Genomic DNA, 22160 nt, shown 5'->3' with positions numbered 1-22160 from the left:
GTAGGCCCCCGCCGAACCCCGCGGGCGCTCCGGGGAGCCCACCCTCCGCGACGGCCGCTCGCCCGTGGTGGCCCCGGCGCCGCGGCGCGGCCCCGGCCGGTCCGAGGCGCCTCGGACCGGCCGGGCAGCGGCTCACGCATCGGACAGCGTCGGACGCCAGGCGTCTGGGGCCTGGCGTCCGAGGAGAGCGTGCGGCCGCGCGGGCGGCGCCGGAACGGTGCCACCGCCCGGCCGGGCTGGTTCAGCGCTCGATCAGGTCCACGCACGCGGTGTGGGACGAGCCCTTGAAGCGGGCGCAGAGCTTCCCGTCGTACATCTGCCTCTCGGGGTAGTACGAGGCCACGATCTGTCCGTTCTTCTGGCGGTGGGCCGTGAGCTTGTGGGTCCAGCCCTTGTGGCCCGCCGCGCCCGGCTCGGTGAGATAGACCGTGGCCGACTTCCTGGACTTCGACGGGTTCGTCCAGGAAGCGTATACGTGGCCCGGGTTCGTGGACCCCGACCTGCCCGTGGTCGAGATACAGATCTGCGGCCCGGACCAGTCGTGCGAGCACGAGGAGGCTGCGGCCGCCGCCCCCGGTGCCATTGCGACGGCACCGGCGAGCAGAGCGGCTCCGGTCACGGCCACGGCAGCGAGTCGGCGCGCTGCGATCTTCTTCATTGTTTCTCCCGTTGGCGGCCTGCGAACGCGGCCGCATCGTCGTACGGCCGGCCACACCCCCGTGACCGGCGACAGGAGCTTATCGATCTACGCACCTGACAGAGGCGGGTGTTTCAGCCTCTTCACTCCGTGGGCCACACCTCTCCACCGACTTCCCCGGGCCCGTCTCCGGAGCGAACGTTTCCGCGGTTCAGTACGGGCGGGGCGCCCCGCCCAGCGCCTGCGCCAGGTCGATCGCGGAAGCCACCCGTACGGCGACGCTCTCCGCGTACACCGCGTCGGGCCGTTCGAAGGCGAGGCGGCTCGCCCCGCGCAGGAAGGTGACGACGCCCAGCGTCCGCCCCCGGCTCCGCAGCACCGTGCACAGCGCGTGCACCGTGCCGGGCGGCCACTGCCGCTGCGCCGCCCACGCCTCCGCCGCGTCCCCGGCCGTCCCGTCCGCCGGAGCGGGCCGGGAGGAGGCAGCCGCGCTGGTCCTTACCGCTCCGCTCCTGGCCACCGCCTGGAGTGCGGGATGACCGGCCCGGTAGCGCACCGGCAGCGCGGCGCCCGCCACCGGCAGGCACGGCCCGGAGGCACCCGCGGACGGGGTCTCGGCCACCCGTACCAGCCGCGCGGCCTGCGGCTCGGCGGCAGCGCCCGGCGGCGGGGGCGGTGCCTGCACGGATATGTCGATCAGTGCGTGGTCCGCGAAACCGGCCAGCGCGAAGTCCAGATACGACGTCGCCGCCTCCATCGGGTCCTCGCACTCGGCGGCGGCCCGCGAGGCGCGGTGCAGCTGGTTGCCCCGGAAGCGGAGCTGGTTCGCCTCCTGTTCGGCCTCCCGGGCCGCTGTGATGTCCCGGAACAGCCAGCCGACGCCGAGCGGAACGGGCTCCTCCGCGAGTGGTGAGGCCAGCCGTACGAATCCGCTGCGCAAGCAGCGCCGGCGCTCGCCCTCCGCGGTCCGCAGCGTCACCCACATCTCGGCGGGCGCGGACAGCGCGCCTTCGGCCAGTACGTGCTGGAGCGCGCCCTCCAGCTCCTCGACGCCCTGCACGATCAGATCGCCCAGCGGGCGCCCGAGCAGGGTGGTGCGGCCCGTGGAGAGCGCCCGCGCGGCATGGGCGTTGACGACGGTCGGCCGCAGATCGACGTCGACCAGGACGACCCCCCAGGAGGCGTCGTCGAACAGGGCCTCGCTGAGCGCGATCGCCCGTTCCAGATCGATCTGCGCGTGGACCTCGCTGAACGCGCAGTACACCCCGGCGGGAGCGCCGTCCGGTCCGTGTACGCCGGAGGTCTGGGTCCGTACGAGCACCCGCCCGCCGTCCTTGCGCAGCAGCGCGAACTCGTGGACCCGGCGGCCCGGACCGTGCATCGCCGCCATCAGCCGGGCCTGCACCTCCTCGGCGTCCGCGGTCCGTACCGCCCAGTCCGCGAAGCCGGTACGGCCGACCGCCTCGTCAGCCGACCAGCCGAGGATCCGCTCGGCCTCGCGGTTCCAGTGCGTGATCACGCCGTCCGCGTCGAACGCGCAGAGCGCGGCGTCCATCCCGTCCAGCAGCGCGGCGAGCAGATCGGAGCCAGGGCCGCCCGGGTCATCGCCGGGCCCACCGGCCCCACCGGCGCCGCCGGGCTCGGGCGGCACACCGGGCGCTGGAGCCCCGCCCGCCCCCGACGCCCCACCGGGCTCGGGCTCATCGGGCCCCAGCGCACTGGTCGCCTCGATCCGGGACCCACTCATCCGGAACCCCCAACAGGACGTGTCCACTGCATGTACTGCGTGTACCGCACGTCCGGTCATTCAACGCGAAGGTGATGCAGCCCACACTCCATTCACCGAAAAACGTGCGCACGGAGGTCACCGAAGCCGGAGAGCTCCGGGGAAGTCACCGAACAAGAAGTCACCGAATAAATCGGTTGAGACTCGGCGGAGCCGTGCCTAACGTGGGATGCACGCTGGAAAGGAGGTGGTTCGGAAGTGATTTCTTCTCGGACTTGCGAGGTGGCTGCGGGCTGACGGCCCGTCGTCGCACTCTGTGCAGTGCCGGCTGACCGCCGGCCGAAATCCCAAGCAGTCACCGACCCGCGGGCTCGCCGGTAAGTCCGGCCGGCTCCTCCGCAAGGAGGAACCAGAGCCCGCGGGTTTCTGCGTTCCCGGCCCGGCGGGCCGCCGGGCGCGGAGCGGGCCCCCTGAGGAACTCTGCCCCTCAGGGACGGCCCCGGGCCCCAGGGGCAGAGTTCCTCAGGGGCAGAGCCGCTCCACCCGCCACCCCGAGCCCGTCTCCCCGCTCCCCGTGCTCACGTACCGCAGCCGGTCGTGCAGCCGGTTCTCGTGGCCCTGCCAGAACTCCGCCGCGCCGGGGGTCACCCGGTAGCCGCCCCAGTCCTCCGGGACCGGGACCTCGGTGCCCTCCGGGTAGCGGGCCGCCAATGCGTCGTAACGGCTGGTCAGTTCCGCCCGCGAGGCGATCACGGAGGACTGGGCGCTCGCCCACGCGCCGAGTTGCGAGCCGTGCGGGCGGATACGGAAGTACGCCTCGGTCTCGGCGCGCGGGATACGGGCCGCCGTACCCGTGACCGTGATCTGGCGGGCGATCCGGTGCCAGGGGAAGAGCAGCGAGATCTGCGGGTTCGCGGACAGTTCACGGCCCTTGCGGGAGCCGTAGTTGGTGAAGAAGACGAAGCCGTCCGCGTCGAAGTGCTTGAGCAGCACCATCCGGGTGGAGGGGGCGCCCTGCGGGGTCGCGGTCGAGACGACCATGGCGTTCGGTTCGTGCAGGCCGCCCGCCACGGCGTCGGCGAACCAGCGGGCGAACTGGTCCATCGGAGCGGCGGCGAGGTCCGCCTCCGCGAGGACGACGGAACGGTACTGCTCGCGCATCGCGGCAGGGTTCAGACCGGGTTTCGGATCAGGGTTCGGCACGGGACCATCCTGCCGCAAGGGCTAGGGGCTGTCGTCAGAGTGCCGTCGTTGCCCGAAGGGCGGCCGCGCGGTGTCTGGTGCGTACGATCGCAAGGCGCCGGAATGTCCTCGTAGCGGAGCTACTAGGGCATTTCGGCAACGCCGCGAGCAGTGGGGTCTCCCCTGTTCGAGCGCAGCCGAGAACTTGGGGATGTGCCAGACACCGCGCGGCAGGCGGCACTCTGACGACAGTCCCTAGGTGTGCCGGATGTCACGCTTCCCCCGCGGCGCCGGGAGCCGTCAGACTCGTCCCTCCGCACGCGGACAGGTCAGCCCCCATGGCAGCTGCCGATTCAGCCGTCGTGAAGCCGTCATGGAGCCGTCATCGAGCCGTCGTGTGCACCGAACCGGAAAGACGGGAACCACGCCCGTAGAACCAGCAGGCCCGAACCCACCACGAGGAGCCGCCCGATGTCCGACGCCGCAGCCGCAGCCGCAGCCGCCTTCGTACCCGGACTCGAAGGAGTCGTCGCATTCGAGACCGAGATCGCCGAACCGGACAAGGAGGGCGGTGCCCTGCGGTACCGCGGCGTCGACATCGAGGACCTGGTCGGCCATGTGTCCTTCGGGAACGTCTGGGGTCTGCTGGTCGACGGGGCGTTCAACCCCGGGCTGCCGCCCGCCGAGCCGTTCCCGATCCCGGTCCACTCCGGTGACATCCGGGTCGACGTGCAGTCCGCGCTGGCGATGCTCGCGCCCGTCTGGGGCCTGAAACCGCTGCTCGACATCGATGAGCGCACCGCGCGCGACGACCTGGCGCGTGCGGCGGTGATGGCCCTCTCGTACGTCGCCCAGTCGGCGCGCGGCCAGGGCAGCCCGATGGTCCCGCAGAGCGAGATCGACAAGGCGGACTCGGTGGTCGAGCGGTTCATGATCCGCTGGCGTGGTGAGCCGGATCCCCAGCACGTCAAGGCGGTTGACGCCTACTGGACGTCGGCGGCCGAACACGGAATGAACGCCTCCACGTTCACCGCCCGGGTCATCGCGTCGACCGGCGCGGATGTCGCCGCCGCGCTCTCGGGTGCGGTGGGCGCGATGTCCGGGCCGCTGCACGGCGGGGCGCCGTCGCGGGTCCTCGGCATGATCGAGGAGATCGAGCGGACGGGCGACGCGAGCGCGTATGTGAAGCGGGCGCTCGACCAGGGCGAGCGGCTGATGGGTTTCGGCCACCGCGTCTACCGCGCGGAGGACCCGCGGGCCCGGGTCCTGCGCCGCACCGCGAAGGAGCTGGCCGCACCGCGCTTCGAGGTCGCCGAGGCGCTGGAGAAGGCCGCTCTTGAGGAGCTGCACGCCCGGCGCCCGGACCGGGTGCTGGCCACGAACGTGGAGTTCTGGGCAGCGATCGTGCTGGACTTCGCGGAGGTCCCGGCGCACATGTTCACATCGATGTTCACCTGTGCCCGTACGGCCGGGTGGAGCGCGCACATCCTGGAACAGAAGCGGACGGGGCGGCTGGTGCGGCCGTCGGCGACGTACGTGGGGCCGGGGACGCGCGACCCGCGTGCGATCGAGGGGTACGACAGCATCACGGGGTGAGCGTGGGGGCGCCCGCACACCCTGTACGGCGCGCTCCAGGGCGTACAGGGTGCGGCGGGGCCGTCGCTTGTCTGCGGACGCTCATCCAGGCTGCTTGTCAGCCGGCCGGCCTCCTTCACGCTGCCACTGTGCCTCGCTCCACTCGACGTATTCGACGCGAACACCGCCACCCAGCTCGGCCGTCAGGTTCCGGCCCGTCGGGACCTCCTGAGGGCCGCGCAAGACCCGCGCACCTGTTTCGGTGAGGCGTGCCAGGCACTGGTCGAGGTCGTCGACGATCACCGTGGCCGCCGTCGCCCGGTACGGTGCCAGCGTGCTCTGATCGCCGGCCACCACCAGAACACGGCCGATGGTGGCCAGTTGCAGCCCGTTGGGCATCGTGAACCGGCTGCCGACCGACTCACCGGTCACCGCGGTGAACGATGCCAGTACCGAGTCGAGGTCGTCGGTGTAGACGCGGGCGTAGGTGCGCAGGGTAAGCATGCCCCTCCACAAGTCCTCAGCGGACGCGAATATTCCGCCGACCGCCCTCAGGCGCTCGGCCGCCGGGAGGGGCGCGCCTCCCTGAGGCCCTTCAGGGTGCTGCCGCTGAAGGCCCCGACGTCGAGGCTCGCGTACTGGATGCCGTTCGAGTCATTGGCGTACGGGTCGAAGGATCCCGCCGTGCTGGTGACATCGCTCGTGGCGGATGCCTGCCCGGCCGAGAGCGGAACGAGGACGAGGGCCGGCAGGGCGGCGAGGGCGGCCAGGACCGGACGTTTCCGCATGAGCCGTCTCCAACTGGCTTTTCGGCCACAGGAGTTCCGGCGTGCATAGTGATGCGCGAGCCTGTGTCACCTGGGTCACTGGTAAGCAGTGATCCGGGGTATGTCCTGAACCGGAGTCGTACCGAAGACGTACCGGATTCGTCCCGGAGTACGGAGGATCCATGCGCGCCGGAATGCGGACGCCCCAGGTGGGCGAGGGATGGTCCAGGGGGCGTCGGCTCACTGTCGTCGGGTGGACCTTACGGGTGGCCGGGGCGGCCCTTGGCGTCACCGGCTGGGTGATCTTCCGGGCGGGATGGACCAGCGATCAGGTTCCGGCGATGCTCCACCCCCTCTGGTGGCTGCGCGCACTGGTGGCCCTGGTCGCTGTCGCCATCGGCCTGCGGGCCTTCGGCGCCGGCCGCCGTCTCGTGGTGCAGGGCAAGCGGTACACAGCCGATGTGATCGACTCGTTCGGCCCGCTGGCGGGGGCCCGTTACGTGCTCTATCTGCGCCCCTTCGCGAACGACGCCGACATGGCCGCACTGGACTCCGACATCCAGGGCGGCGGGGGTGAGCCGGGGATGCTGTTCTTCCTCTCGGGGCTGACCCGCGAGGAGCAACTGGTGCATCACTTCGCGCACTTCGGCCGGGTCATCGCCATCGGCAGCCCCGGCGAACTCCTTCCGCCCATCGGCGCCGTACGCGGCCAGCTGCCCCTCGACGACTGGCAGCCCACCGTGAGCTCGCTGATCGACGGGGCCCAGGTGGTGCTGATGGCGGCGGGCCACGGCCCCGGGACGGTGTGGGAGTTCACGGAAGCGGTGCGACTGTTGCGACCGCCCACCCGGCTGGTCGTGCTGGTCTACTGCGATGCCGCCACCTATGGGCGCTTCCGCGAGGCGGTCGCCCTGGAGTACGAGCGGCGCGTGCTGGCCGCCATTCTGTTCGTGGCTACCTCCGGCTGTCGTGGTCAACGGTGTACCTGCGCTTCGCCGAGTGGAGTCAGGCGAGGGTCTGGGCCAAACTCCACCGCCTGGTGCCGGACGAACTCGGCGCGAACGGCAAGCTCGACTGGTCGCGGTGCGCGATCGACTCGGTGAACATGCGGGCAACGAAAGGGGGGATCTGACAGGCCAGGACCGTACCGCCCGCATGCTCCGTACCGCACGGCCATACCTCCCGCACGACCGGGCCCGTTTCGCGTGGCGCGGGCGGGTGGCGCTTCCGCGTGGCGGGGCCCGTCCGACCCGTCCGCCGTGCGGCGGGAAATGCCAACAGCCCTTCCACCGTTACGCATTGGTGATCACCCGGACCAAGGACGATCATATGAAACGACGACATTGAGCGCATTCGCCCTCGGCGCGGCCCGCATGGGCAGACAGCCGGTCGCGCCGGGGCATTCCGTATCCCGCGACGAACCATGACGACCCATGACGAGCCGTCATAGTCCGCCAGGGGCCGTCATGCACCGTCACGGGCCGTAGAAGTGGGGAGAACGCATGCTGCTCAAGCGACTGCTCACCCTGGCCTCAGCTGTAGCCGTGGTCGCCGTGGCCGGTACGGCATCGGCGGTCACGGCCGAGGCCGGCACCATCGGGTCCACCGGCACCACCGAGTCCCCTACCGCCAACACCGATACCACCAACACCGTTCCGACCGAGACCAGTACGACCGCGCCCGCCGCCCTCACCCTGGTCACCGGTGACCGGGTCATGGTGACGTCGGTCAAGGGCAGGATCACCTGCACGCCGGTCGGTGGGAGCCGCGACGCCGGCTTCCGCGAGATACGCCGGCCCGACGGCGACGTGGAGGTGATCCCCGCGACGGCCGTGCCCTTCCTCGGGCATGGCCTCGACATGTCGCTGTTCGACGTCTCGGCACTGCGCGCGTACAGCCACACCGGCCGGATTCCGGTTCGCCTCTCCTTTGCGGCGGGCCAGAAGCCCACCGCACCTGCGGGCGTCACCCTGACATCGGTCAGCGGCAACACCGCGACCGGCTACCTGACTTCGAAGTCGGCCACGGCGTTCGGCACGGCGCTGCGGCAGCGGAACGCGACGGACGCGACCGGCCCGCTGCCGCGTGGACTGACCAGCATGACGCTGGCCGGTGCGTCGGCACAGGTGCCGACATCGGCGCGGTACGCGTTGAGCCCCGTGCAGCTGAACATCACCGACCTGACCGGCGCCCCCGCCTCGAACGCGCTCGTCACCCTCGTCAACACCGACTCCTTCGACCGGCTACGGGCCGACCAGGTGCCCCTCTCCGACGGCGTCGCTCGCATCCAGGCACCCTCAGGCCACTACATGCTGATCGCCTCGTTCCAGGACGAGGACGCCGCCGGGAACACCACCGCGACCAGGCAGGTCGTGATGGACGACCTGACCGTGCCGTCCGGCACGGGCGGCGTGACCGCATTCAACGTCAGCGAGGCCACGGCGTCCGAGCGGATCACCGTGGGGACCCCGAGGCCGGCCACCCAGAACTCGCTGTCCGACGAGGTGCTGCGCACCGACGCGACCGGCGCCACCATGACGTTCTCCGCCGATGTCAGCGGAACGACTCCGCTCTACGTCAACGCGGTTGACGCGCCCGCCACCGGCACTCTGTCCAACATGGTGGTGTGGAGCGGCTCCGCCAGGGACTACGGGTACGACCTGGCGTTCGTGTCGAAGGACAAGGTGCCGGCGAACGAGTCCTACCGGGCGAAGCCCGCCCAACTGGCCACTGTGCGCAACCGGTTGTACAAGTCTCCCGGACACTCTTCGGCAAGCGGGAACATGACGGCCGTACTGACCGATCCGGGGTTCGGAACCTCCCTCACCTTCAGGCCGGCGACGTTCGGCACGGTGCTCACCGACTACGTCCTCTCCACCGGGGAAGGCACCTGGTCGGAGGAGATGACCACGCCCGACCACGTCACCTTCACGAGTCCGGCCGACCAGTACGTCGCAGGGCGCGCCTACACCGAGGACTGGGGCAAGGGGCCGGTCGCCCCGACCTCGACCGTCGTGTGGAACGGCCGGGCCTGTGCGATGTGCACCGCCGGTGGAACACTGAGCATCGGTCTGGGGTCTCTCGGTGACAGCGGCCCGGGGCACTCGGGTGTTTTCCTGTTCGGCATGCCGGCCTCGTACCACCTCACCGCGTACCGCGACGGCACCCACATAGGCGAGACCACCTCTACTCAGCCGCTGACGATCACCGGCCAGCCACTGGCCCCGGCCACCTACCGCGCGGTCGCGGACCTGGACGTGGGCGGTTCGAGCCTCGGCACCACGAGCCACACCGATCTCACGATGAAGTACACGCCCGACGCCCCGAGCGCCGGCGCGTCCGACTGCGACGGCGGGTCGGGGACCGTGCCCTGCCAGGTGCTTCCGATGCTGGGCGCGCACTACGACCTGGCCGGTCTTGACCTGTCGGACACCAGCACGACGCCCCAGCAGCAGCTGCACTTGACGGTCGATCACCTGGTCGTGAACGGTGCCGGCTCCGACAGCCCGGTCACCGCGGCGACCGTGGACGTCTCGTACGACGGGGGAAAGACCTGGCAGCAGGCGAGGCTCACAGGAGCGGCCGGCGACTATGTCGCGTCCTGGCCCAACTCCCCCGTACACAAAGGTGTTCTGCCGGCGATCCGGGTCACCGCTGCCGACGCCGCCGGTAACACGCTGAGCCAGACCGTCACCAACGCCTACCGCATCGGGAGCGCCCAGTGAGAAGATTTCTCCGCGTCGGCACTGGGCTGGGGGCCGTCCTGGCCGCGACGCTCGCCACCGCCGTACCCGCCTCCGCCACGCCTGCCTCCGCCCCGACGCGGATGGCAGGGGCCGCCCCCGGTCCGCAGGCATCAGCGGGTCTGTCAGCGGTGCATGACGTGTGTCCGACAGCCGCGCCCGGCCATGCCCGGTGCTACGCGCAGATACGCACCGACCCGGGCGGCGTCCGCGGTGTGCGAAGCGCCGACGCGCTGCCCGCGGGTTACGGCCCGGCCGATCTGCGCGCCGCCTACGACCTGCCGGACACGGGCGGCGCGGGACAGACGGTCGCCGTGGTCGATGCCGGTGACGACGCCACCGCTGAAGCCGATCTCGCCGTCTACCGCACGACCTACGGCCTCCCCGCCTGCACGACCGCGAACGGCTGCTTCAGCAAGGTGAACCAGGAAGGCGCAGCCGGCCCGCTGCCCGAAGACATGGGCTGGGAAGGCGAGACCGCGCTCGACCTGGCCATGGTCTCCGCCGCGTGCCCGCAGTGCCACATCCTCCTGGTGGAGAGCGACGACACCGAGTTCGCCGACTTCGCCGCCGCCGAGAACACCGCGGCCCGGCTCGGCGCGACCGAGATCTCCAACAGCTATGGCGACACGGAATCGGGCTCCTTGGTGAAGTACGCCTCGGCCTACTCCCACCCGGGCGTGGCGATCACCGTCGCCAGCGGTGACAGCGGCTACGGCCTGCCGAGCTTCCCCGCCGATCTGGACTCCGTGGTCTCCGTCGGCGGCACGACGCTGAAGCGGGCCGACAACGCGCGCGGCTGGAACGAGACGGTGTGGAACTCGCAGAAGGGAGGCGCGGGCAGCGGGTGTTCGGCGTGGGTCGACAAGCCGGCCTGGCAGCATGACGCGAACTGCCCCGGCCGTATGGTCGCGGACGTCGCCGCGGTCGCCGACCCGGACACCGGTGTCGCCATCTACGACAGCCTGGACGGTTGGAGCGTGGGAAGCGGCACCAGCGCCTCGGCCCCCCTTGTCGCCGGAATCATCGGGCTGGCCGGCCATCCCGAACACCTTCCCGACGCGTCTTACCTCTACGCGCACTCCGCCGGCCTGAACGATGTCGTCGGTGGGAGCAACGGGCTCGTGACCGACTGCGGCGGCGACTACCAGTGCACCGGCCAACCGGGCTACGACGGCCCCACGGGACTCGGCACACCTGCCGGTCTGTCGGCATTCTGACCGCGCTTCGCGTCGAGTGACGCACCGCGTGTGCGGCGGCCCACCGGCCCGCCGCACACGTACCGGCGCGGTGCACACGTATTGGCGCGGTGCAACTCCTGTGGCGCCGGCCGGTCAACGCCGGCAGAACGGCCAGACGACGAGCAACACCATCAGCGCCGCGAAGAACACCCACTTGGTCACCGAGTTCCGCGAGCCGCCCCCGCCGGAGCCGTCACCGCCCGGGGTGTACATGCCGGGGTTTCCTCCGGAGTGGTGGTGGGACCCGCCGCCACCGTGGTGGCCGCCACCTCCGCCCCCGCCGCCTCCGTGTGTCATGACTGGCTCCTTCCGTCGTCAAGAACGAACACGCCCCAGCGCCACCGGCCGGTTCCCGCGGGCCGGGGCCGTGCAGGGCCACCTACCGGCCGAAGCCCATACGACCCGGCTCTCTCACCGCTTCACCTCGGCCCAGACGGAATCGAGGAGCGCGACAAGGTGGCGGCTCACCGGGACGCCTGGCAACGGCTCACCTCCGCTGCCGAGTCGGTCGAGGCATCGGCGGATCTGATCACAGAGATAAGGAAGAACACATGAACCATGTTGACGACGCCTCCACCCTCCCCGTGACGTGGTGGAAGTCCTCGCGGTCGGACACAGGGGCGCAGTGCGTCGAATGCGGCATCGTCTCCGCCGAATCGGTCGCCGCACGGGACAGCAAGAACCCCAACGGCCCCGCCCTGCTGCTCTCCCACGGCGCTCTCGGCGGCCTGGTCGGCGCGCTGCGGTCCGGTGCGCTGAAGTAGCCCGCCGGGCTCCGGAGACGGCCGGGGCGCGGCAGCCGTCGAGCGCTACCAGACGCCGCACCGGCCACGCCCCGCACCGGCCAGCTCCACGAGGAACAGGACTGGTAGTTCAGCCCGGTGCCGTGGAGTAAGGTGCCGCACAAGCCCGGAGACGGGTGCAAGCGGTCCGTTCCCCGGCGTGACGGGAATGGGCCGCTTTGCGTATGAGCCTTGGGTTTGTGCTGGTTGGTGGGTCTGCCGGAGTTGACGTGGGTTGGCGTGGGCGGGGCCGTCACGCGTTCTGCTCGGCTCCGTCGCCCGGCGAGTACCCCGCCCCGCAGCTATGCCCCCGTAGCGCCCCCTCCACCAGCTCGCCCCACTGCGTCACCACGCGCTCGCGCCGTTCGGCGTCGTCCGTGAGCAGATTCGCCAGGCCCAGGCCCCGGGCCATGTCGAGGAGGCCCTGCACCGTCTCCCGTACGCCGGGTGCCGACTCGTCCGCTCGCAGGAGCCGTACGGCGATGCGGTGCGACTCGCGGCCGACCCTGGCCTCCAACTCCGTGACCCGGGCGTGCAGCTGGGGTTCGTTCGACGCGGCCACCCACAGGTGCAGGGCGGCCCGGAAGAGCGGGCCGGTGTAGAGGTCGACCAGGGCCGCCACCACCGTGCGGCGGTCCTGCGGGGGCAGGGTGCGCAGGGCCGTGGAGCGTTCCTCGGCCACGTACTCGACCGCCGCCGTGAAGAGGTCCTCGCGGGTCGGGAAGTGGTGCTGCGCCGCGCCCCGGGAGACGCCCGCGCGTTCCGCGACAGCGGAGACGGTGGAGCCCGCCCAGCCGTGTTCGGCCAGGCAGGAGACCGCCGCCTCAAGGAGGCGCTGCCGGGTGGCGCGGCTGCGGTCCTGCTTGGGGCCGCCCCGGCCCGTACGGGACTGGTCACCGCCCCCGACGGCGCCACCCGTACCGGACTGGTCACCGCCCCCGGCAGCACCACCCGTCCCGGACTGGTCAGCGCCCCCCGTACCGCCGTCCCGGTCCGTCAGCACACCCATGCGGGATCCCGTCGTTCGAGGAAGGCCCGTATGCCCTCCCGCGCCTCGGCGGACGCGAAGAGGGCCGCTGAGTGGGCGATGAGATCTTCCGTGTTGCGGTCGAAGTTCTCCAGCACCGTAGCGGTGACCAGGGACTTCGATGCGGCCAGGCCCTGCGGTGAGGCCCGGCGCAGGCCGTCGACGACGGGCGCGAGGGCCGCGTCCACATCGTCGGCGGCGCCGGTGATCAGTCCCGTACGGGCGGCTTCGGCTGCGTCGAACCGTTCGCCCGTGAGGTAGTAGCGGGCCGCGGCCCGTGCGTCCATGCGCGGCAGCAGCGGCATGGAGATGACGGCGGGCGCCAGGCCGAGCCGTGACTCGGTGAAGGCGAAGGAGGCGCCGGGTCCCGCCAGCGCGATGTCGCAGGAGCCGAGCAGGCCGAGCCCGCCGGCCCTGACATGGCCGGTGACCCGGGCGACGACGGGCCGGGGGTGGGCCACGATCGCCCGCATCAGGGCGACGAACGCGGCCGGATCCGGCGGCCCCTTCAGGTCCGCGCCCGCGCAGAAGGTGTTCCCGGTGTGGGTGAGGACCACCGCGCGTACGGAGCCGTCATCGGCGGCGGCCGTCAGGGCGTCCGACACCTCGGCCACCAGCTGCGCGGAGAGTGCGTTGCGGCTCTGCGGCGCGTCCAGGGTGAGGGTGGTGATGCCCCGGTCGTGGGCCGTCCGGATCGTGCTGGGCGGTGGCGGTGCCGTCATCGGGTCTGCTCCCGGCGGGCGCTGTTCCGGCGTTCCCGTTCGCGCAGTTCACGGCGGAGTATCTTCCCCGATGTGGCGCGCGGGACGGCGCCGACGAACTCCACGCGCCGGATCTTCTTGTACGGAGAGACACGCTCGGCGACGTACGCCATCAGCTCGTCCTCCGTGAGGCGCGCGGACGCCTGCCGGACGGCGAACGCCTTGGGCACCTCGTTGCCGTCCTCGTCGTACACGCCGATCACCGCCGCGTCGGCGACCGCAGGATGGGTCAGGAGCAGCGCCTCCAGTTCGGCGGGGGCCACCTGGAAGCCCTTGTACTTGATGAGTTCCTTGACCCGGTCGACGATGAAGAGCCAGCCGTCACCGTCCACCCGGCCGACGTCCCCGGTGTGCACCCAGCCGTCCTGGTCGATCATCGCGGCGGTGGCGTCCGGCCGGCCGAGGTAGCCCTTCATGACCTGCGGCCCCCGGACCGCGACCTCGCCGACCTCGTCCACGCCCAGGTCACGGGCGGGCCCCTCCAGGGACAGGATGCGCATCTCGGTGCTGGGGAAGAGCTTGCCGACCGCTCCCGGCGGGGGGTCCTCGGCGTCGAGCGGGACGACATGGGTGCCGGGTGACAGCTCCGTCATGCCGTACGCCTGGCGTACCGGGGGCAGTCCGAGCCGGGCCGAACAGGCGGCGGCCAGCGAGGCGTCCAGCGGGGCGGCAGCGCTGACGATGTAGTCGAGGGACGACAGGTCGTAGCGCTCGACGGACGGGTGTTTGGCCAGGGCGAGGACGATGGGCGGGGCCACATAGAGACCGTTGATGCGGTGCTCCTCGATGGCGGCCAGGAACTGGCCCAGCTCGAACCGGGGCAGCACCACCACCGTCGCGCCGTACCGCAGCGGGGCGTTGAGCAGCGCGGTGAGTCCGTAGATGTGGAAGAAGGGCAGTACGGCGAGGATGCGCTCGCCGGGCCCCATCCTGGCGAAGGGGTGGAGCTGCGCCAGGTTGGTGGCGAGGGACCGGTGGGTGAGCATGACGCCCTTGGGGGTGCCGGTGGTGCCCGAGGAGTACGGCAGTACGGCGATGTCGTCGGCGGGGTCGATGGCCACGGCGGGTACAGGGGCACCGGGGGCGGCCAGGTCCATCACCGAGCGGTGGCCTTCGGCCCGGTCACAGACGAAGATCTCCTCGATCCCGCCGACCAGTTCGGCCGCCCGGCGGGCCACGTCGAGCAGCCGCGCCACGGTGACGATCCAGCGGGCGGCGGAGTCCCGCAGCTGTTTGGCGAACTCCTCGGGGGTGGCGAGCGGATGCACGGTGGTGACCGTGGCACCCGCCCGGCTCGCGCCGTGGAGGACCGCCGGGTAGGCGATGCTGTTGGGGCTGTGCAGGGCGAGGACATCGCCCTTGACCACCCCGGCGGCGGCCAGTCCGGCGGCCACCGACCGGTGGAAAGTATCGAGTTGGCGGTAGCTGACCGTGGTGCCGTCCACCGCGTCGATCAGCGCGGGGGCGTCGCCGTACTCGGGGGCCCGGCCGAGGACCGCCTCGTGGAGGGGCTGGTCGAGGGCCGGGACGGCTTCGTACTCACTGTGGAACGACACCATGGCGGTTCCTTTCGGCGCGTGCGATGCGATCTCGTGACCACAGTCACGGCCCCGGTTGTGGCCCTGCCGTGGTCGTGGTCACGGACCTGGTCGTGGTCGGGCCAGAATCCTCCTGTCAGTAGGACTTGGGGAGACCCAGGGACTGGTGGGAGACGAAGTTCAGGATCATTTCCCGGCTGACCGGTGCGATCCGCGCCACCCGCGATGCGGTGATGAGCGCCGCGAGGCCGTACTCACGGGTGAGGCCGTTGCCGCCGAGGGTGTGCACGGACTGGTCGACCGCCTTCACACACGCCTCGCCCGCCGCGTACTTGGCCATGTTGGCCGCCTCGCCCGCGCCCAGGTCGTCGCCCGCGTCGTAGAGCGCGGCGGCCTTCTGCATCATCAGCCGGGCGAGTTCGAGTTCGATGTGGGACTGGGCGAGGGGGTGCGCGATGGCCTGGTGGGAGCCGATGGGTTCCTTCCAGACCTGCCGGGTCTTCGCGTAGTCGACGGCCTTCGCCAGCGCGTACCGCCCCATCCCGATGGCGAAGGCGGCCGTCATGATGCGTTCGGGGTTGAGCCCGGCGAAGAGCTGGAGCAGCCCGGCGTCCTCGTTCCCGATCAGGGCGTCGGCGGGCAGCCGTACGTCGTCGAGCACCAGCTCGAACTGCTGCTCCACCGCCTGGATCTCCATGTCGATCGGGGTGCGCCGGAAGCCGGGGGCATCCCGGGGCACCAGGAAGAGGCAGGGTTTGAGGCGCCCGGTGCGGGCGTCCTCGGTGCGGCCGACGATCAGGGTCGCGTCGGCCAGGTCGACCCCGGATATGAAGACCTTCCGGCCGGTGAGCAGCCAGTCCGTGCCGTCGCGGCGGGCGGTGGTGGTGATGCGGTGGGAGTTGGACCCGGCGTCCGGTTCGGTGATGCCGAAGGCGAGGGTCAGCGAACCGTCCGCGAGCCCGGGGAGCCAGCGCTGCTTCTGGGCGTCCGTGCCGAAGCGGGCGATGACCGTGCCGCAGATGGCGGGCGAGACGACCATCATCAGGAGCGGGCAGCCGGCCGCGCCCAACTCTTCCAGCACAATGGAGAGTTCGGCGATCCCGCCGCCTCCGCCGCCGTACTCCTCGGGGAGGCTGACCCCGAGATAGCCCAGCTCCGCCGCCGCGGCCCAGAGCGCCTGCCGGTCGTAGTCGCGGTGGCTGGTGCCCGCGTGGCGCCTGCCGAGTGCGGCCACGGCGGCGCGCAGGGCCGCGCGCTCCTCGGTCTCGATGGCGGTGTTCGGGGTGGGGGTGTTTGGGGTGGGGGTGTTTGGGGTGGGGGTGCTTGTGGTGCCGGGGCTCGGGGTGTCGGATTGCTCGGTTCCCACGCTGGTACTCATGACTCCAGGGCCTCCTGTGTGTCGGTGTCCGTGTCCGGCTGTGCGGGGCGTACGACGGCGAGCAGGGCGCCGACCTCGACCTGGTGGCCCGGGGCGGCGTGCAGCGCGGTGAGGGTGCCGGAGGCGGGAGCGGTGATGCGGTGCTCCATCTTCATGGCCTCCAGCCAGATGAGCGGCTGCCCGGCGGTGACGGTGTCCCCGGCCGCCAGACCGTCCGCGACCCGGACAACCGTGCCCGGCATCGGCGCGAGCAGCGAGCCGGGGGCGGTGCGGGCGGCCGGGTCGGGGAAGCGGGGCAGCCGGGTGAAGGTGTGCCGGCCGACATAGGTACGGTCGCCGTGCACCTCGACGTCGAAGTGGCGCAGCACCCCGTCCGCTTCGAGGGAGACGCGCCGGGGCGTGGCGGTGTGCAGCCGTACGCCGGGGAAGTCCTCGGCGCGCAGTCCGTCCCGGGTGAGGCGGTAGCGGACCTCGTGCACCTCGCCGTCGGGCTCGGAGCGGTAGCTCTTGGTCTGCGGCTGGGACGGTACGTTCCGCCAGCCGCCGGTCCGGGCGCCCGCCGCGTCCGCGAGGGCGGCCGCGAGCGCGGCGAGCGGATCCGGCGCCGGGGCGGTGAGCGCGGGCAGCTGCCGGTCGTAGAAGCCGGTGTCGAGCCGCGCGGCGGTGAAGTCCGGGTGGCGCAGGGACCGTACGAGCAGGTCGCGGTTGGTGACCGGGCCGTGGATACGGGCGTGTGCGACGGCGTACGCGAGGGTGCGCAGCGCCTCGGTGCGGGTGGGGGCGTGGGCGATGACCTTGGCGAGCATCGGGTCGTAGTGGATGCCGATGGTGTCACCCGCGGTGTAGCCGGTGTCCAGCCGGACGGTGGCCCCTGCGGCGGTACCGGCCGGGACGGCCCCGGCGGTACCGGCGGTGACGGCCCTGGCGGCGGTGACGGTGACGGCGGTGACGGTGACGGCGGTGACGGCCGGCGCGGCCCAGCCGTACTGGCCCGTCCCCGGCACGTCGAGCCGGTGCAGGGTGCCGGTCTGCGGTGCCCATCCGGCGGCCGGGTCCTCCGCGTACAGCCGGGCCTCCACGGCGTGGCCGCGGGGCGGTGGTGGGCCGCCGGGCGGGAGTGGTTCGCCCTCGGCGATCCGCAGCTGGAGTGCGACCAGGTCGAGCCCGAACACGGCCTCGGTGACGGGGTGTTCGACCTGGAGCCGGGTGTTCATCTCCAGGAAGTACGCCCGGCCCCCGGGCTCCCCGGCGCCCTCCGGATCCCCGGCGCCTTCCGGCTGCCCGGCGCCCTCTGGCTCCTCGGTACCCTCCGTGACCAGGAACTCCACGGTCCCCGCGCCCCGGTACTCCACCGCGCGGGCGGCAGCGGTAGCGGCGTCGTGCAGGGTGGCGCGCAGGGTGTCGGAGAGGCCGGGCGCCGGGGCCTCCTCGATGACCTTCTGGTGGCGGCGCTGGAGGGAGCAGTCGCGGGTGCCGAGCGCCCAGACCGTGCCGTACGCGTCGGCCATGATCTGCACCTCGACATGGCGTCCGCGCTCCACATACGGCTCCGCGAAGACCTCGCCGTCCCCGAACGCGGACCGCGCCTCGGCGACGGCGGCGGTCATCTCGCCTCCCAGCGCGCTGAGTTCACGTACGACCCGCATTCCGCGTCCGCCGCCGCCCGCCGCCGCCTTGAGCAGCAGCGGCAGATCGGCTGCGGTGGCGGCGGCCGGGTCGACCGGCGCCAGCAGCGGGACACCGGCCCCGGCCATGATCTTCTTGGCGCGGGTCTTGGAGGCCATCGCCTCGATGGCATCGGCGGACGGGCCGACCCAGGTGAGCCCGGCGGCGGTGACCTCGCGGGCGAACGCGGCGTTCTCGGAGAGGAAGCCGTACCCGGGGTGGACCGCGTCGGCCCCGGCGGCGAGCGCCGCCGCGACGACCAGATCGCCGCGCAGATAGGTGTCGCCGGGCGCCGCCCCCGGCAGCCGTACGGCGGTGTCGGCCTCCCGTACGTGCAGCGCGTCCGCGTCCGGGTCGGAGAAGACCGCCACGGTGGCGATGCCCAGGGCGCGGCAGGTGCGGAAGATACGGCAGGCGATCTCACCGCGGTTGGCGACAAGGAGCGAGCTGATCATCTTTGTCCTCATCTCTGTGCTGTCTCTGTCCCCGTGTCGGTCCGCACCCCGGTCTCCGTCCCGGTCCTCATCCCGGCCCCCATCCCGGTCTCCGTCCTCACATCCGGAAGATGCCGAAGCCGCCGCGGGCGCCCTCGACCGGTGCGTTGTGGATGGCGGAGAGACAGAGACCGAGCACGGTCCTGGTGTCGCGGGGATCGATGACCCCGTCGTCGTACAGCCGCCCGGACAGGAACATCGGCAGGGACTCGGACTCGATCTGCTGCTCCACCATGGCGCGCAGCGCGGCGTCCGCCTCCTCGTCGTACGGCTGCCCCTTGGCCTGTGCGGAGGCGCGGGCGACGATCGACAGCACGCCGGCCAGCTGCTGCGGTCCCATCACGGCGGACTTGGCGCTGGGCCAGGCGAAGAGGAACCGGGGGTCGTAGGCGCGCCCGCACATGCCGTAGTGGCCCGCGCCGTAGGAGGCGCCCAGCAGGACCGAGAGGTGCGGGACCTTCGAGTTCGATACGGCGTTGATCATCATCGCGCCGTGTTTGATGATGCCGCCCTGCTCGTACTCCTTGCCGACCATGTAGCCGGTGGTGTTGTGCAGGAAGAGCAGCGGGATGTCGCGCTGGTTGGCCAGCTGGATGAACTGGGCGGCCTTCTGGGACTCCTCGGAGAAGAGGACGCCCTGGGCGTTGGCGAGGATGCCGACCGGGTAGCCGTGCAGCTCGGCCCAGCCGGTGACCAGGCTCGGCCCGTAGAGCGGCTTGAACGCGTCGAAGTCCGAGCCGTCGGTGATGCGCGCGATGACCTCGTGCGGGTCGAACGGGGTCCTCAGATCGCCGGGCACGATCCCGAGCAGCTCTTCCTCGTCGTACCGGGGCGGCGCGGGCCTGCCCGGTGGATCCGGCTGTGCCTTGCGCCAGTTGAGGCGGGCGACGACACGGCGGGCCTGGCGGAGCGCGTCGGGTTCGTCCTGCGCGAGGTAGTCGGCGAGGCCCGAGACCCGGGCGTGCATCTCGGCGCCGCCGAGCGACTCGTCGTCGGACTCCTCGCCGGTCGCCATTCTGACCAGCGGCGGTCCGCCGAGGAAGACCTTCGACCGCTCCTTGATCATGATCACGTGGTCGGACATGCCGGGTACGTACGCGCCGCCCGCCGTCGAGTTGCCGAACACCACCGCGACGGTGGGGATTCCGGCGGCGGAGAGCCGGGTGAGGTCGCGGAAGAGCGCGCCGCCGGGGATGAAGATCTCCTTCTGGGAGGGGAGATCGGCGCCCCCGGACTCGACCAGGCTGATGCACGGGAGCCGGTTGGCGTACGCGATCTCATTGGCCCGGAACGCCTTCTTCAGCGTCCACGGGTTGCTGGCGCCGCCGCGCACCGTGGGGTCGTTGGCGGTGATCAGGCACTCGACGCCCTCGACGGTGCCGATGCCGGTGATCATCGAGGCACCGAGCGGGTGGTCGGTGCCCCAGGCGGCGAGCGGGGAGAGTTCCAGGAAGGGCGTGTCGGGGTCGAGCAGCAGCTCGATGCGCTCACGGGCGAGCAGCTTGCCGCGTGTGCGGTGCCGCTCGACGTACTTCTCACCGCCGCCCGCGAGCGCCCTGGTGTGCTCGGCCTCCAGCTCGGCGAGCTTGGCGAGCATGGCCTCGCGGTGCGCGGTGTACTCGGGGGACGCGGGGTCGACGGCGGTACGGAGAGTGGTCATCGGGGGCTCCCGGGGTGGCGGACGGATATGTCGTCGGGGCGCGGCTCGGGGACATCCACGGCGGACGGGGCCTCCCCGACCGGCCGCTGACGGGCGTCCGCTGCGGGTGTGGCCTCCTCGGCCTCCGCCGGTACGTCGACGAGCCGGCTCCGCAGCCACTCCCCCACCCCCTTGCCCTGCGCGTCGAACCGTGTCTGCGCCGCGACGCCCTCCCCGAGCAGCCCCTCCACCACGAAGTTCAACGCCCGCAGATTTGGCAGCACATGGCGCGACACCACCAGACCCCGCGTCTCGGGCAACAGCTCCTGGAACCGCTCGACGGTGAGCGCGTGCGCCAGCCACCGCCAGGCCGGATCCGTCCGCACCCACACCCCCACGTTCACGTCACCGCCCTTGTCACCACTGCGGGCCCCGGCGATCCGCCCGAGCGGGATACGCCGGGTGGGGCTGTTCCCGGGGAGCGGCGTGGGGAGCGCATCGGGCTGCGGGGCGGGGAGCGGCCCGGGAAGGGCGGGCGGTGGATCGGGAAAGGCGGAAGGCGGACCGGGGAGCGACGCCGGCGGGACGGGCGGAACGGCCGCCGTCCGGGTGGGCGGAACGGCCCCCTGCGACTCCGACGTACGGGGCGGGTCCGGTATCAACACCCTTTCCCCGTCCGGGAGTACGGCCACCTCCCGGACCGCCCCCCGGTCCATGTACACCGCGTCGAAGACCCCGTACGGCGCGCCACGGCCGGGCGGCGCCGTCACATGGAACCCGGGGTAACTGCCGAGCGCCAGCTCGATCGCGGCACCGCTCACCACCCGCCCGACCGCCTCCCGGTCGCTGTCCCGGACCACGAGCCGCAGCAGGGCGCTCGCGCACTCCTCGGTGTCGGCGTCGGCGCGGTCCGTACGCACCAGCTCCCATCGCACATCCGCCGGGCGGGACGCCCCCGGCCCGCCTGCCGCCGCCCCGAACGCGTCCTCGACCTGGGCGCGGACCAGCTCCGCCTTGGCCTCGATGTCGAGACCGGTGAGCACGAACACGACCTCGTTGCGCCAGCCGCCGATCCGGGTGACCCCGGCCTTGAACGTCGCGGGCGGCGGCTCTCCCTGTACGCCCGAGATCCGCACCCGGTCGGGCCCGTCCTGCGTCAGCCGTACGGTGTCGAGCCTGGCGGTGACATCGGGGCCCGCGTACCGTGCGCCGTCCGTCTCGTAGAGCAGCTGGGCGGTTACCGTCCCGATGTCGACGGCCCCGCCCGTACCGTCTTGCTTGGTGATCACGGCGGATCCGTCGGCGCTGATCTCCGCGACCGGGAAGCCGGGGTGGCGGATGTCGTGCCCGGTGAAGAACGAGTAGTTGCCGCCGGTCGCCTGGGTCCCGCACTCCAGCACATGCCCGGCGGCCACCGCGCCCGCCAGCCGGTCGAGTTCGCCGGGGCCCCAGCCGAAGTGCCAGGCGGCGGGGCCGGTGACCAGCGCCGCGTCCGTCACCCGGCCCGTGACCACCACGTCCGCGCCGCCGTTCAGACACGCGGCGATTCCGGCGCCGCCCAGATAGGCGTTGGCGGTCAGCGCGCCGTCCGGCAGCGGGAGGGCGTCCCCCTCCACATGCGCGACCCGGACCGGCACGCCGGTCCGCTCACCCAACTCCCGTATCGCGTCCGCCAGTCCGGCCGGATTGAGGCCCCCCGCGTTGGTGACGATTTTTACGCCCCGGTCGTGCGCCTCACCGAGGCAGTCCTCCAACTGGCGCAGGAACGTACGGGCGTAACCGGCGCGGGGGTCCTTGAGGCGGTCGCGGCCGAGGATGAGCATGGTCAGCTCGGCGAGATAGTCCCCGGTCAGCACATCCAGCGGGCCGCCGGTGAGCATCTCCCGCATCGCGCCGAACCGGTCGCCGTAGAAGCCGGACGCGTTCCCGATCCGCAACGGCCTGACGGGCATCTGCGCGGCGTGCGCGTCCCGGTCCCGCGACGGCCTGACGGAGGCGGCTCCTC

17 protein-coding genes and 1 pseudogene are annotated in these 22160 nt (G+C 71.9%); 5 read left to right on the top strand and 13 right to left on the bottom strand.

The features are described 5' to 3' along the window. Window positions 1-241: 241 nt before the first annotated feature. From ACWGKJ_RS08740 to pdxH, 3 genes are all read right to left on the bottom strand, one after another. Entirely contained in the window at window positions 242-658 is a 417-nt protein-coding gene (locus ACWGKJ_RS08740; protein WP_385034126.1) for a hypothetical protein, read from the bottom strand. Window positions 659-848: 190 nt separating this feature from the next. After that, entirely contained in the window at window positions 849-2384 is a 1536-nt protein-coding gene (locus tag ACWGKJ_RS08735) for a PAS domain-containing protein (RefSeq protein ID WP_385034129.1), read from the bottom strand. A gap of 501 nt (window positions 2385-2885) precedes the next feature. Next, window positions 2886-3524: a pyridoxamine 5'-phosphate oxidase gene (gene pdxH / locus ACWGKJ_RS08730; protein WP_385034216.1), complete on the bottom strand. Its 639-nt coding sequence runs from the start codon at window positions 3522-3524 to the stop codon at window positions 2886-2888. A gap of 492 nt (window positions 3525-4016) precedes the next feature. On the opposite strand from pdxH, the gene ACWGKJ_RS08725 reads away from it, so the two are divergent. Next, window positions 4017-5141: a citrate synthase 2 gene (locus tag ACWGKJ_RS08725; RefSeq protein WP_385022359.1), complete on the top strand. Its 1125-nt coding sequence runs from the start codon at window positions 4017-4019 to the stop codon at window positions 5139-5141. Window positions 5142-5222: 81 nt separating this feature from the next. On the opposite strand, the gene ACWGKJ_RS08720 is transcribed toward ACWGKJ_RS08725, so the two are convergent. Together ACWGKJ_RS08720 and ACWGKJ_RS08715 are read right to left on the bottom strand one after the other, a co-directional pair. Further along, the gene (locus tag ACWGKJ_RS08720; protein WP_385022362.1) at window positions 5223-5624 is read right to left on the bottom strand and encodes a VOC family protein; all 402 of its coding nucleotides are present in this window, start codon (window positions 5622-5624) and stop codon (window positions 5223-5225) included. 47 nt (window positions 5625-5671) lie between these two features. Further along, entirely contained in the window at window positions 5672-5908 is a 237-nt protein-coding gene (locus tag ACWGKJ_RS08715; RefSeq protein ID WP_385022365.1) for a hypothetical protein, read from the bottom strand. 899 nt (window positions 5909-6807) lie between these two features. On the opposite strand from ACWGKJ_RS08715, the pseudogene ACWGKJ_RS08710 reads away from it, so the two are divergent. The 3 genes and pseudogenes from ACWGKJ_RS08710 to ACWGKJ_RS08700 form a co-directional block, all read left to right on the top strand. Then, window positions 6808-7081 (top strand): annotated as a pseudogene (locus tag ACWGKJ_RS08710) (IS5/IS1182 family transposase); the annotation flags it as partial. 308 nt (window positions 7082-7389) lie between these two features. After that, on the top strand, window positions 7390-9612 hold the full coding sequence (locus tag ACWGKJ_RS08705; RefSeq protein ID WP_385022368.1) for a hypothetical protein: 2223 nt from the start codon (window positions 7390-7392) through the stop codon (window positions 9610-9612). Next, entirely contained in the window at window positions 9609-10850 is a 1242-nt protein-coding gene (locus ACWGKJ_RS08700) for a S53 family peptidase (RefSeq protein WP_385022371.1), read from the top strand. The genes ACWGKJ_RS08705 and ACWGKJ_RS08700 overlap by 4 nt, the downstream gene beginning before the upstream one ends. Window positions 10851-10964: 114 nt before the next feature. On the opposite strand, the gene ACWGKJ_RS08695 is transcribed toward ACWGKJ_RS08700, so the two are convergent. Next, window positions 10965-11168: a hypothetical protein gene (locus tag ACWGKJ_RS08695; RefSeq protein ID WP_385022373.1), complete on the bottom strand. Its 204-nt coding sequence runs from the start codon at window positions 11166-11168 to the stop codon at window positions 10965-10967. Window positions 11169-11422: 254 nt separating this feature from the next. Here ACWGKJ_RS08695 and ACWGKJ_RS08690 point away from each other — a divergent pair, with 254 nt between their 5' ends. After that, the gene (locus ACWGKJ_RS08690; protein ID WP_385022376.1) at window positions 11423-11635 is read left to right on the top strand and encodes a DUF397 domain-containing protein; all 213 of its coding nucleotides are present in this window, start codon (window positions 11423-11425) and stop codon (window positions 11633-11635) included. Between the two features lie 271 nt (window positions 11636-11906). Here the strand turns inward: ACWGKJ_RS08690 and ACWGKJ_RS08685 are convergent, their stop codons facing one another. The 7 genes from ACWGKJ_RS08685 to ACWGKJ_RS08655 form a co-directional block, all read right to left on the bottom strand. After that, window positions 11907-12662, bottom strand: coding sequence for a TetR/AcrR family transcriptional regulator (locus tag ACWGKJ_RS08685; protein WP_385022379.1), 756 nt, complete (start codon window positions 12660-12662; stop codon window positions 11907-11909). Further along, a complete protein-coding gene (locus ACWGKJ_RS08680; protein ID WP_385022382.1) occupies window positions 12650-13402 on the bottom strand; it encodes an enoyl-CoA hydratase family protein in 753 nt (250 codons plus the stop codon). The genes ACWGKJ_RS08685 and ACWGKJ_RS08680 overlap by 13 nt, the downstream gene beginning before the upstream one ends. Next, the gene (locus ACWGKJ_RS08675; protein ID WP_385022545.1) at window positions 13399-14997 is read right to left on the bottom strand and encodes a 4-coumarate--CoA ligase family protein; all 1599 of its coding nucleotides are present in this window, start codon (window positions 14995-14997) and stop codon (window positions 13399-13401) included. Before ACWGKJ_RS08675 ends, ACWGKJ_RS08680 begins: the two co-directional genes overlap by 4 nt. Window positions 14998-15115: 118 nt before the next feature. Further along, a complete protein-coding gene (locus tag ACWGKJ_RS08670; RefSeq protein ID WP_385022385.1) occupies window positions 15116-16357 on the bottom strand; it encodes an acyl-CoA dehydrogenase family protein in 1242 nt (413 codons plus the stop codon). Next, window positions 16354-18477 carry an acetyl/propionyl/methylcrotonyl-CoA carboxylase subunit alpha gene (locus ACWGKJ_RS08665; RefSeq protein WP_385022388.1) on the bottom strand — a complete coding sequence of 708 codons (2124 nt, stop codon included), beginning with the start codon at window positions 18475-18477 and terminating at the stop codon, window positions 16354-16356. Before ACWGKJ_RS08665 ends, ACWGKJ_RS08670 begins: the two co-directional genes overlap by 4 nt. A gap of 97 nt (window positions 18478-18574) precedes the next feature. Further along, the gene (locus ACWGKJ_RS08660; protein WP_385022391.1) at window positions 18575-20176 is read right to left on the bottom strand and encodes an acyl-CoA carboxylase subunit beta; all 1602 of its coding nucleotides are present in this window, start codon (window positions 20174-20176) and stop codon (window positions 18575-18577) included. Beyond that, window positions 20173-22107 (bottom strand): acyclic terpene utilization AtuA family protein, encoded by a 1935-nt coding sequence (locus tag ACWGKJ_RS08655; RefSeq protein WP_385022394.1) that lies wholly within the window; start codon window positions 22105-22107, stop codon window positions 20173-20175. Before ACWGKJ_RS08655 ends, ACWGKJ_RS08660 begins: the two co-directional genes overlap by 4 nt. Between the last annotated feature and the right edge of the window lie 53 nt (window positions 22108-22160).

Source organism: Streptomyces sp. NPDC054757 (genome assembly GCF_053612185.1).
Note: the sequence above shows the minus strand (reverse complement) of the source record. Positions and strands in the feature narration are given on the sequence as shown.